This is a genomic window from Methylobacterium sp. D54C (genome assembly GCF_053345595.1).
Map to the genome: position 1 here is coordinate 1 of NZ_JBKFAK010000058.1, position 9,270 is coordinate 9,270.

The following is a 9,270-nucleotide window of genomic DNA, read 5'->3' on the forward strand; positions in this document are numbered from 1 at the left end:
GCCCTCCGCGGATCGTCCGTCCGCTCAAGAGCCTGATCTTCGTTCCTGATCATCTCGACCTCCTCGCTCTTCGAGGGGGTCAGGTCCTCATGGCGTCAGGGGGTCAGTTTGCCGTGTCGCCCGACACACGGGGCCGGACAGCGTGGAGTGCTCGAAGTCCTCGTCCTCGCTCGGCGACACGCTCATTCCTCCTCGGCCGGCGCGCGCTCGGTACCGTCGGGATCCCCACCGTCAGAGGTGTCGGCCCCTGGCTGGGCAACCGAAGCGGCACCCCGGTAGAAGTCGCCGTGCCGCTCGACCTCGCCGCTCGTGGTCATCATGCTGAGGTACGTGGCCAGGGTGTTGGGTGCCACGTCATGCAGCCGATCGCTGATCTGAGCGTGGGAGAGCCCCTGCGGCCCGGCCTCCTCCAAGAGCGCCTTCAACCGGCCCTTGGCCGAGTTCGCACGAGGGCCACGGGGCCCGCGCCCTGCACCCCGCCCGCCGCGAGCTTGATCGTCGCCAGCCGAGGCACTGCGACGGGGCTGCTCGTCGGGGAAGTCCTCCAAGGGCGTCCCTTCGACGATGGAGGCCAGGGACCGCTCGGCCAGGCGTAGCTTCGTCAACTCTGCGCCGACCCGCTCGAAATCGGCTTCGAGGGCTGCTCGCTGCCGCCTCACATCGGCCAGGGCGTTTGCGAGTGTGCTGTCCTGTGACATCCGAACCGCGTCGCTCCATGATGGCATTGCAAGAAGTCGCGCGCCGCGCGCCGATCCGGACGAGCCATCGTCTCTGACCGTCGAGCTTCGCGCCCGCGGGTACGGCCCATACGCCACCGCCCCGTCGCGTACGAGCACCGAGCAGCAGCTCGACCCAGGGATCGAGATCTCATTCCCAGCCGCCCCAGGCTGGAAGCGGCACGGCCACCTGCGCCCGGATCGAGGTGCCTGGTCTCAGGAGCCTGCCGATCCGAGGGACGGCTCAGCGGTACAGCCCCTCCGCTCGCAGGCCATCGAGCAACACGCGGGCCTGCTCGTGCGCGAAGGCTTCGCTTCCATGCTCGCGGAAGCCGTGCTCGAACATCGGCAGCAGCATCCGCGTCGCCTGATCCATCGCCGAGCCCTCCCACAGGACCAGGACCTCACGGTCGGTCAGGTCCTTGAGGAAACACCACAGCATCAGCATGAGGCTGAGCGCGGGACGCTCATGCCAGTCGGCCGTCATCAGCCGCTTGATCCGTTCGAGTCGGCGCACGAGCGCCTGCCGCTTGGACGGGATCAGATCGGCGAACGGCTCCAGGCACGCGATCCGCAGCTTGTCGCACAGCGCCGCGATATCCGCCTCTGCTCTCGCTGCCAGGGCGGGATCGGCCGGGATGAAGGCGCCCGGCGCGCTCGCGATGGCGTAGACGAGGTAGGCGGGGATCGCGAGCTCGATCCGCTGACGGTCGGTCAAAGCGGGCATCAGGGCGGGACCCGGCTGGAAGGCTGCCCGTGATAGGTGCTCTGCCCCGGCCTCACAACCGATGGATGAGGATGCCGGCGAGGCAGCCGCGACGAGGCCGTTCGGGATCCGTGCTTGATCCGCGGCCGTCAGACTCCGGCGTCTGCGAACAGGTCGAGTTGGCCTGCAGGGATGCGCGTCCGACGGCTGGAGGTCCGGTGGAGGCCTCGCGGCACAGGCAGAGCCGGCAGAGCGAAGCCGGGCTTGCCGTAGAGCACGGCACCGACGATCCGGTAGCCATCGCCATGGCTGAACACGTTCGTGGTATGCGGCCCAGCCCGCAGGATCTCCTGCACCAGGGGCTCGTCCACGCTCATGTTCGAAAGGGTTGTGAGCAGACAGGCGAGGCCGGCCACCTGGATGCCGAACGACTGGAACTCGACCACCCGCTGCTGCCAGACCTGGCGCACGGCTCCGGCGCTGGTGTTCGGGAACGGGTTCGGAGCCGGCTGTGTCGCCGCATCGGCCACGAACGCCGCGATCACCCGCCGATCGACGATGTGGTCGGACGCGAGCACGGCGGCGGCAAGCTGGTGCTGAGTGATCGGCATGGCGCTCGGCAGAGGCATCGGTTCTGATCGGCTTCCGGCCGGTTCCCTTATCGTCAGCCAGCAGCCGTCAGCGCGACGGGTCGGCTTCCACCGGCCGTGGCTTGCCGACGGCTCTGTGAACGCTGCCCTTGCCGATGCCAAGGCGCGCGGCGATCGCCGCCGTGCTGAGCCCCTCCGCCGCCAGGGCCTCGATCTCGGCCTGCCGCGCCCGCACCGTCGGCTTGCGGCCCTTGTAGCGGCCAGCCGCTTTCGCCTTGGCGATGCCCTCGCGTTGGCGCTCCAGCATGATCTCGCGCTCGAACTGCGCGACGCCGCCCAGGACGTTGAGCATCAGGCGCCCGGTCGGGGTGGCGCTATCGACGCCGAGGTTCTGGATCCGCAGGGCGACACCTTTGGCCTCGAGCGCGGTGATGATGGTGCCGAGGTGGGTGACCGAACGGGCGAGACGATCGAGCTTGGTGACGACGAGGGCGTCGCCCTCGCGGCAGAAATCGATGGCGGCCTCGAGCTGGGTGCGGCGTCCCACGGAGGAGACCTGCTCGCGGAACAGCTTCCTGCACCCGAGCGCGGTGAGATCACGGACCTGGGCGTCGAGGCCGGCCTCCTGTTCGAGGGTCGAGGTACGCGCGTAACCGACGAGCATGAGGCGAAGTGGGCTCTTGTTCCAATAGGTTCAAGAACCTTAGCGTGATACCGTTCCAAAACTCAAGATGCTTGCTATTGGACTGCTGAGGCAGAGTGTGACCGTTCCAGCGGTCTGAGTTCCATTAGAGCAAGGCCCAACGGAACGTTCCCCGATTTTGCTGCGACGCACAAACGCCGCGCCACCCATCGTCGCCCACCCGGCCGGCGTCCCTCTGCCGTGCCCGCTGGGCCGGTGAGCTGTCCAATGAGGAACCCGATGTCGAAGAAGACCGCTGTCCAGACCGCCCCCACCCGCAGCGCCGCCCGCGCGGTCCTGTCTGCCCGCATCGCGGCGCGAGAGGGGGCTTTCCAGATGATCGCGGAGAAGCAGCAAGCGGCTAAGCGCCTCGCCCTGATCGGCGAAGCCGCCCAGGCTCTGGCAAGCCAGCTGGCAGGCGTGAAGGCGAGCGCGGCTGCCACTCTCGCCGCTCATGTCCTCAGCGGATCCGGTTTGGTGCCGAAGTTGGCCGATGATGGTCGCGCGGAGATTGCTGCCAAGCTCGCGGAGGTTGAAGCTCGTGCGGAGGCTGCTGCACCGGCCATGGTTCAGGTTGAGGCCGAGATCACCTCTGCGATCCGCGCCCTGTGGCTCTGGCCGGAGTATGCGCTGGGACGCCGCTGTGAAGCCACCGGCACGCAGATCGCGCGCTGACAAGCCCTTACGAGGCCGCTACAGCCTACCGATGTCCGAAAGGCTCGATGCCCTCCTCGAGCGCCTCAAGGCGCAACAGCGAACCCTCATCCTGGCGATGGCCGAGCATGAAGGCTTGCCGGCCGGGAGCGCGCTACGCCAGGTCGCCGAGCTCGAAAACGTCATCGCCGCCGTCGAGGCGGTCGCGGCCGAGGAAGCGGACCGAGCTCGGCGAGGATAATCCAGGCGTCCTGCAACGAGGGCGGCTCCCATGCGGGACGCGCGGCGCTGAATTTTCCGTAGCCGTAAAAAGGCACCCGACCCTCTGCGCTCGGCATGCCTCCCGAATTTTCGGTAGCCGTAAAAAAGGGCGCTGGCCTCTCTCGCATCAGACCCGCTCGGTCCCGCCCTCATCGGCGGGGCCGGGCGGGTCTGCGTTTCGGGGGATCATCGCAAGCGCGGTGTGCAGTGACTGCCAAAACTCAGCGCCGGCGATAGCCCGCCTCAGCGTATCGAGATGCTAGCATTTGCTGACCTGCAGCGGCGTTCGCGCTCTGCGGCCGTGTCCAGCTTGCCAAGGTCCGCGGCTCACCACCTGGGCCGCCGCAACCCTCCCCGACATGCTGTCAAATGTAGACATTGTCCCGCGGGGTTCGCCCTGAGCCACCGGCCGGCCTGTTATGGTTTGTTATGCCCGAGGCACCTACTCCGCCTTGAGATCCTGGCCAGCAGTTGGGTCATAAAAGCTCAGTCCGAGCGATCGGTCGCGCCCTCGGCTGGCCGCTCAGCATGCTGGGAAATGTTGGGACGCGCCGCTTCCCGCGCTCTGCCGATCTGGCACCATCGCACCTAGTCGCTTCTTGGTTGGGATGGCCAGCTGAAAACTCCATGCCTTGCAATGGTGCAATGATTGCACTAAGTTCTCAGAATGTAAGATCCGGTGTCTGATGCCATCGCTCGTCCGCCTCGAACGCTTCACGATTTACGTCTACGCGGACGATCACGCCCCGCCGCACTTCCACGTGGTCGGCAGGGGCTTCAAAGCGACGATCCGGATCGGCGATCTCGGGCTGGATCGTGGCAAGCTCCCGCCGGGGATCTACGCTGAGGCTGTGGCATGGGCCGCAGCTAACCTCGAAACCCTCACGCTGGCGTGGGAGACGAACAATGCCCGAGACTGAGGTGATGCTCTCTGGCCAGGGCGGCGACCTTCCGACCCTAGGCGCGATTAAGCCGGGCAATGGCCCCTTCTTCGTGGTCGTGGACTGGGCTGAGGGCTCACGTGCCGGCACGACCGACGTCATCGATCTCGCGCCCGTGATCTTGGTCTACAAGGTGCTCCGCCCGCTGCGAGACAATCCTGCACTGTTCGCGACCGTGCGCCTGTCCGAGTACGGCGACGCGATCGAATGGGGACCCGACGATAGTCTCGCCGTAGCTGGCGCCACACTCGAGCGGCTCGCCGAGGAGGCGATGACGGCCGCTCAGTTCGGGGCATTCATGAAGCGGCACCACCTGACGCTGGACGCAACGGCTGCGCAACTCGGCCTGAGCCGACGGATGGTCGCCTACTATGCCAAGGGAACGGTGATCCCGCGCACTGTCGCGCTCGCATGTCTCTATCTCGACGCCGCGGCGCAAAGCCAAGCGGTGACTGAGCCTGCCGCTCCGACCGGGGCTGCGAAGGATCCCGTCTATGGGCTCTTAACCCACCCTGCGGCAGTGACTTACACCCAGCATGGGTCGGTGAAATCAGCCCCCGAGGTGGCGTGCTTGGCTAGGGTTTACCCGGAGGTTGCGCCGGCTTTGAAGGGGACGGGCCTCAATTGGAATAAAACGTATGACCTGTCGGCGTGCGGCCATCGGTTGGTGGTGACTGCCTCATCCAGGAGAGGCGCTTCCTATGGACAGGATCTCTCCATAGGAAGCGAGCATACGACAAGCGCTGGCCTTACCTTCGCACCTCTCAAGCGGCGGCTCGACATATGAGATCATGTTGCGTCTAGGCCGTGGCTTATCGGTTCCACCGCCGCAGCACGTTGTCGTGCGGGCCGACGTCGACCACGAAGTAGTGGTCGTCCTCGACTTCATCCTTCCGGAGCGGGGTCGGATCTGGCGATTTTGACCCCTTCGCAACCTGCGCCCGCTTGCTCAATCGCAATCCAACCAACCCCCGAACCGCCTCAGGTCAGATACATATTCGGGCGGTCGGGGCGGATGGCGATGTCGCTATTGCCGAGCAATTCACTCATGATCGCGGACCCTAAACCATACGCGCCACTGCTACCACTATAATTGAAGTCGCTATTGGTCAGGACGAAAATGCCTGTTGAGGCTGGCTTAACCCCCGGATCTATCGATCGATCGAGCGCAATAAAGGACGTAAAGCCCGGTACAGCGCCGTCTTTCCAGAGATACGACGTATCCGTATCGCTCACAGATGCGTAAAACCATCCCAGACCAACCTTAGGAGCAGCGCCAGACGGAGGTGGGAAACAATAGCCGTTCTTAGTGACAGCCACGTTTTGCATGGCTTGCAAAAGTGAAGTAGCGGTGCTGTTACCAGCGAGCCCCATATTAAGCGCGAGAAAGTTGTACAGGTCATTGCCGCAGCTATTCAGGTTGCCAGCGCCGCCGAGTGCGTCTTGGTCCGGCAGATAGGCCGCATTGCTCGCCATCGGCTTACCATTCCTGTAACCGCGGGGCATGTCCGCGATACCATTTGAAACCGCAGGAAACGGCGCGGTATTCGCATGAATAATGCCTACGGCGTCAAGTAGATCAGATATCAATTTCTGCTGAGCCGGGATTGGAGGCATCGAACTGCTTCCGTGCTGCGCGACGGCGCAAAGTCCCAATAAGCCTACCGCAAGGTTAGAGTATGAATAGCATGTCCCAGATGGTTTGTAGTTAAAAGTGTTATTGTCTACCATCGTGTTGAGAGTGTTTACAAGATCTTCTTTCGTCACCGGTCCCGGCCAGCCCGGTAACCAGTTGTTCAAATTGTCGGCAAGGAAGCCGGACTGATACGAAGCCAGATCGTAGAGTGGGATAGATGCGACCGCGGCTGGAAAACCTGTCAGGTAATCGCCCACAGTTCCCCAAGATGTAGGATTGACCAACCAAGCCATTGCCATGGTGGAATACAGCTTGGTAATTGAGCCGATGTTGAAGGGTGTGGAGCCGTCCAACGTCACTGGTGCGCCGGTGCGCCAGCATGCTGCTTGAGCCTGCTGACAGATGAGAATGGCGCTCGACGGGTCGTAGGGGCAGTCAGACGCATCGATAACGCCTGCTACCACCGCGACCCCCTGGCCCGGGGTACCGGGATTTTGCTCGAGATAGCTGGCGACGTTGTTGGCGACGATGTCCTGAGCTGTCTGCGTTGTCATGTCGTTTCCCTCTTCCGAACGGGCACCAAACACGGCATGGAACGCCGCTACGCACTCTTCTTGCCGACACTGTGCATTACGTAGATGGATGTCGGACCAGCCAATCCATGAGGTAGCCCCCGAAATGATCGGACAGGGGCTCACGCTTGTGGAAGTGTGTGCCTATGACCGACCGTATGGTGAGTTCTAACGTACGCTTCCGGTGCAGGCCGCGTTGGCTTCTGATATGGTGCGTCAGGCGGCGACCTGCTTGGGTTGAGGCGGGGTCCAGTTCCAAGGCAGCAGATCGTCGATGTGCCGCATGACCGGCCCGAGCACCTGTGCCAGCGTCGGTACACTTACCGGCTGCGCAAAGCGGCTGGGGACCCGTTCCTCGGGCCCTACCCGCTCCGCTTTCACAGAGGCAAGCTGCACTGCCAACAAAAAGTGGCGGTGCAGCAGAGGATGATTACGCCTTCTTACCCAGATGGGCTGCAACCTTGGCTGTCGAAACTCCGACAGCAGCGACAGCGTCCTTAAGTTGTTTCTCGGTAACGCTCCATTTCTTCGTCCAGTACGCAACTTCCCATTGCTCGTGAATGTTGATTTTTGTCGGGTCTTGCGGCTGTTTGATAGTTAGATCATCTGCCATTGATGTATCCTTTCAGGCATTGGGTGCCGCCTTGGGAAGATCAATTAATAGTTAAGATTTCTAGCAATCCGGGAGATCATCCAGATTGTTGCGGGTTGTCTGATCTCGATCCGTGCGCAGGTATTTCCCGTGTTGACCGTGCACGACACGGATTTCTGTCCTGCCGCTTGTCCAAGGAACATAATACGTGTGAACCCCGTTCTCTATGTCGTAAATCGCGCTCTGTTTGTCCCGGGGGGACCAAACCTCGCCGTCGTCACAGAGAGCCGTGATATCCCCTTGAGCATCCTTGCGGGTTTTTCTAACCGCCCGATCAGCCATCGACTCACTCCCTACATTCGCCTCTTAGCAGAGGCTTCCACTAGGTAGTGCTGGCGGCCGTTACTGCAACCAAGGGCGGACCAGAGGGCGGCGCAATGGCGTCTTTCCTCTCGATGGAGCGAGCATTTCGACCGTATCCGTTCATGAAGGCTCTTCAGGTGGAAACGACGACACGGCCCTCATTCTGTCGCAGGCGGCCTGCTCCGCAAAACGCCGAAGATCCAGTCGCTCACCGTCAAAGGCGGCCTCTCTGGGCTGCTTGCGACGTTGTCAGGCCCGTGTCGCGACGCACCGCTGATGGATGAGATCCTGCGGTCCGGCCTGGTACCGCTCTCATGTGTCCGCGTCATCCTGCTCACGCAAATAGACAACTGCTCGCATGGCCTTGCTCGGCTTGAACCGGACGCTGCCCTTCGCCGGTACCGCGACGACGGCTTGGGTTCGCGGATTGTGAGCGCTTCTCAGCGGATGGTGTCGAACCGTGAACGTGCCGAAATCCCGCAACTCGATACGGTTACCGCGCGCGAGCCCGACCGTCATGGTGTCGAGGATCGCGGCGACGGTCGCCTCGACCTCCTGGGCGTAGAGGTGTGGGATTTTGGCCGCGATGCGTGCCACGAGCTCGGATCGTGTCATGCCTAGGCGATGTCGCCTCGTTCATCAAAGGGCAACCGCGTGTCTGAGGGCACAGCGACCGAATGCCTTTCGTTACGACAGGCGCTGAGCCAGCCTCGTACCGAGGTTGAGCAAAATCTGATCGATCAACTCTCGGAGATCGGGATCGGCGAGCCTGTCGATCACGGCACGCAGATCGATCGCCAAGCTTGCCGCTACCTCCAGGGGGTCGCTTCCGCTACCCGCACCATTCGTCGTGGTCGACATGTCCTGCCTGCTTCAGTCGAGAGGAGTGCCGAACGGCTAAAGCCCGGGTGCGGGGCGGTCTGTTGCGGACGAGGACGCGCGCAGGACGGGCGCTTCCAAACCCGAGCCGTGAGCCGAGAATGCGGCTTGGGCGACCGTCAGCGTCTGCGGGACGAGGCGCGCGTAGATCGGCAGCAGGAGCGCCCCGTCATAGGTCGTGGGTAGCGCGAGGGGCTCGACGTCCCATCCCATGTCCATGACCCGATCGACGAGGACGGGGTGGGTCTGCACGAGGAGACCCTCGAGATCCAGGACCTCGACGGCGCGTGCCACGGCGGCGAACGCCGCCCGCGTCAGCGCACTCGGCCCCTTGGCTTCCCGTTTCTTCGGCGAGACGGCATGGCGGGTCCACTCGTAGATCCGCGGACCAGCCGGCGACGGCGCCCCCTGCATGATCTCCGGATAGACGTCCGTCACCAAGTGCGGCCGCGTCGTCGGCAGGAGCCGTGCGTAGGAGATGATCTCCCCGTGTTCCTCGCCGACGATGTGGATGCTGTGAGGGCTGTCGAACTGGTCACGCTCGCGGCTGGCCTGACCGGTATTTGTACCGAGCCAATTGAGCGACTGTCTTGGCGGTCAAGCGGTTTGCCATGGCGCTCCGTCCCTCAGGATGGCGTTGAGGATGGTGATCAGCTTCCGAGCAGTGGCAATCAGAGC

15 protein-coding genes are annotated in these 9,270 nt (G+C 63.4%); 5 read left to right on the forward strand and 10 right to left on the reverse strand.

Features of this window, described 5'->3' with window-relative positions; genetic code table 11:
* Positions 1 to 182: 182 nt before the first annotated feature.
* From ACLBYB_RS32035 to ACLBYB_RS32050, 4 genes are all read right to left on the reverse strand, one after another.
* Entirely contained in the window at positions 183 to 698 is a 516-nt protein-coding gene (locus ACLBYB_RS32035; protein WP_447701276.1) for a hypothetical protein, read from the reverse strand.
* Between the two features lie 262 nt (positions 699 to 960).
* Positions 961 to 1,443, reverse strand: a complete 483-nt coding sequence (locus ACLBYB_RS32040) for a hypothetical protein (RefSeq protein ID WP_447701277.1) — start codon at positions 1,441 to 1,443, stop codon at positions 961 to 963.
* 128 nt (positions 1,444 to 1,571) lie between these two features.
* Positions 1,572 to 2,033, reverse strand: a complete 462-nt coding sequence (locus ACLBYB_RS32045) for a hypothetical protein (RefSeq protein ID WP_447701278.1) — start codon at positions 2,031 to 2,033, stop codon at positions 1,572 to 1,574.
* A gap of 67 nt (positions 2,034 to 2,100) precedes the next feature.
* Positions 2,101 to 2,676: a recombinase family protein gene (locus tag ACLBYB_RS32050; RefSeq protein ID WP_447701279.1), complete on the reverse strand. Its 576-nt coding sequence runs from the start codon at positions 2,674 to 2,676 to the stop codon at positions 2,101 to 2,103.
* Between the two features lie 258 nt (positions 2,677 to 2,934).
* On the opposite strand from ACLBYB_RS32050, the gene ACLBYB_RS32055 reads away from it, so the two are divergent.
* The 4 genes from ACLBYB_RS32055 to ACLBYB_RS32070 all read left to right on the forward strand — a co-directional run bounded on the left by ACLBYB_RS32055 (position 2,935) and on the right by ACLBYB_RS32070 (position 5,337).
* Positions 2,935 to 3,369, forward strand: a complete 435-nt coding sequence (locus ACLBYB_RS32055) for a hypothetical protein (RefSeq protein WP_447701280.1) — start codon at positions 2,935 to 2,937, stop codon at positions 3,367 to 3,369.
* Positions 3,370 to 3,400: 31 nt separating this feature from the next.
* Positions 3,401 to 3,589: a hypothetical protein gene (locus ACLBYB_RS32060; RefSeq protein ID WP_447701281.1), complete on the forward strand. Its 189-nt coding sequence runs from the start codon at positions 3,401 to 3,403 to the stop codon at positions 3,587 to 3,589.
* Between the two features lie 706 nt (positions 3,590 to 4,295).
* Positions 4,296 to 4,529, forward strand: coding sequence for a DUF4160 domain-containing protein (locus tag ACLBYB_RS32065; protein WP_447701282.1), 234 nt, complete (start codon positions 4,296 to 4,298; stop codon positions 4,527 to 4,529).
* Positions 4,516 to 5,337, forward strand: coding sequence for a hypothetical protein (locus ACLBYB_RS32070; protein ID WP_447701283.1), 822 nt, complete (start codon positions 4,516 to 4,518; stop codon positions 5,335 to 5,337). The genes ACLBYB_RS32065 and ACLBYB_RS32070 overlap by 14 nt, the downstream gene beginning before the upstream one ends.
* A gap of 194 nt (positions 5,338 to 5,531) precedes the next feature.
* On the opposite strand, the gene ACLBYB_RS32075 is transcribed toward ACLBYB_RS32070, so the two are convergent.
* The 6 genes from ACLBYB_RS32075 to ACLBYB_RS32100 all read right to left on the reverse strand — a co-directional run bounded on the left by ACLBYB_RS32075 (position 5,532) and on the right by ACLBYB_RS32100 (position 9,105).
* Entirely contained in the window at positions 5,532 to 6,740 is a 1,209-nt protein-coding gene (locus ACLBYB_RS32075) for a serine hydrolase domain-containing protein (RefSeq protein WP_447701284.1), read from the reverse strand.
* Positions 6,741 to 7,188: 448 nt separating this feature from the next.
* Complete coding sequence (locus tag ACLBYB_RS32080) at positions 7,189 to 7,371, reverse strand: DUF3606 domain-containing protein (RefSeq protein WP_447701285.1); 183 nt, start codon at positions 7,369 to 7,371, stop codon at positions 7,189 to 7,191.
* A gap of 60 nt (positions 7,372 to 7,431) precedes the next feature.
* The gene (locus tag ACLBYB_RS32085; RefSeq protein ID WP_209651391.1) at positions 7,432 to 7,692 is read right to left on the reverse strand and encodes a DUF3892 domain-containing protein; all 261 of its coding nucleotides are present in this window, start codon (positions 7,690 to 7,692) and stop codon (positions 7,432 to 7,434) included.
* 333 nt (positions 7,693 to 8,025) lie between these two features.
* Positions 8,026 to 8,328, reverse strand: a complete 303-nt coding sequence (locus ACLBYB_RS32090) for an HU family DNA-binding protein (RefSeq protein ID WP_447701286.1) — start codon at positions 8,326 to 8,328, stop codon at positions 8,026 to 8,028.
* A gap of 72 nt (positions 8,329 to 8,400) precedes the next feature.
* The gene (locus ACLBYB_RS32095; protein WP_447701287.1) at positions 8,401 to 8,574 is read right to left on the reverse strand and encodes a hypothetical protein; all 174 of its coding nucleotides are present in this window, start codon (positions 8,572 to 8,574) and stop codon (positions 8,401 to 8,403) included.
* 36 nt (positions 8,575 to 8,610) lie between these two features.
* The gene (locus ACLBYB_RS32100; protein ID WP_447701289.1) at positions 8,611 to 9,105 is read right to left on the reverse strand and encodes an acyl-homoserine-lactone synthase; all 495 of its coding nucleotides are present in this window, start codon (positions 9,103 to 9,105) and stop codon (positions 8,611 to 8,613) included.
* Between ACLBYB_RS32100 and ACLBYB_RS32105 the strand changes: the two genes are divergently transcribed.
* Positions 9,082 to 9,270, forward strand: a 189-nt coding sequence (locus ACLBYB_RS32105) for a hypothetical protein (RefSeq protein WP_447701288.1), incomplete at its 3' end; no start/stop codon positions are given. The genes ACLBYB_RS32100 and ACLBYB_RS32105 overlap by 24 nt on opposite strands.

Excerpts from the sequence above, each read along its gene's own strand:
- ACLBYB_RS32035 (WP_447701276.1), bottom strand. The coding sequence starts at position 698 with ATGTCACAGGACAGCACACTCGCAAACGCCCTGGCCGATGTGAGGCGG.
- ACLBYB_RS32040 (WP_447701277.1), bottom strand. The coding sequence starts at position 1,443 with ATGCCCGCTTTGACCGACCGTCAGCGGATCGAGCTCGCGATCCCCGCC.
- ACLBYB_RS32045 (WP_447701278.1), bottom strand. The coding sequence starts at position 2,033 with ATGCCGATCACTCAGCACCAGCTTGCCGCCGCCGTGCTCGCGTCCGAC.
- ACLBYB_RS32050 (WP_447701279.1), bottom strand. The coding sequence starts at position 2,676 with ATGCTCGTCGGTTACGCGCGTACCTCGACCCTCGAACAGGAGGCCGGC.
- ACLBYB_RS32055 (WP_447701280.1), top strand. The coding sequence starts at position 2,935 with ATGTCGAAGAAGACCGCTGTCCAGACCGCCCCCACCCGCAGCGCCGCC.
- ACLBYB_RS32060 (WP_447701281.1), top strand. The coding sequence starts at position 3,401 with ATGTCCGAAAGGCTCGATGCCCTCCTCGAGCGCCTCAAGGCGCAACAG.
- ACLBYB_RS32065 (WP_447701282.1), top strand. The coding sequence starts at position 4,296 with ATGCCATCGCTCGTCCGCCTCGAACGCTTCACGATTTACGTCTACGCG.
- ACLBYB_RS32070 (WP_447701283.1), top strand. The coding sequence starts at position 4,516 with ATGCCCGAGACTGAGGTGATGCTCTCTGGCCAGGGCGGCGACCTTCCG.
- ACLBYB_RS32075 (WP_447701284.1), bottom strand. The coding sequence starts at position 6,740 with ATGACAACGCAGACAGCTCAGGACATCGTCGCCAACAACGTCGCCAGC.
- ACLBYB_RS32080 (WP_447701285.1), bottom strand. The coding sequence starts at position 7,371 with ATGGCAGATGATCTAACTATCAAACAGCCGCAAGACCCGACAAAAATC.
- ACLBYB_RS32085 (WP_209651391.1), bottom strand. The coding sequence starts at position 7,692 with ATGGCTGATCGGGCGGTTAGAAAAACCCGCAAGGATGCTCAAGGGGAT.
- ACLBYB_RS32090 (WP_447701286.1), bottom strand. The coding sequence starts at position 8,328 with ATGACACGATCCGAGCTCGTGGCACGCATCGCGGCCAAAATCCCACAC.
- ACLBYB_RS32095 (WP_447701287.1), bottom strand. The coding sequence starts at position 8,574 with ATGTCGACCACGACGAATGGTGCGGGTAGCGGAAGCGACCCCCTGGAG.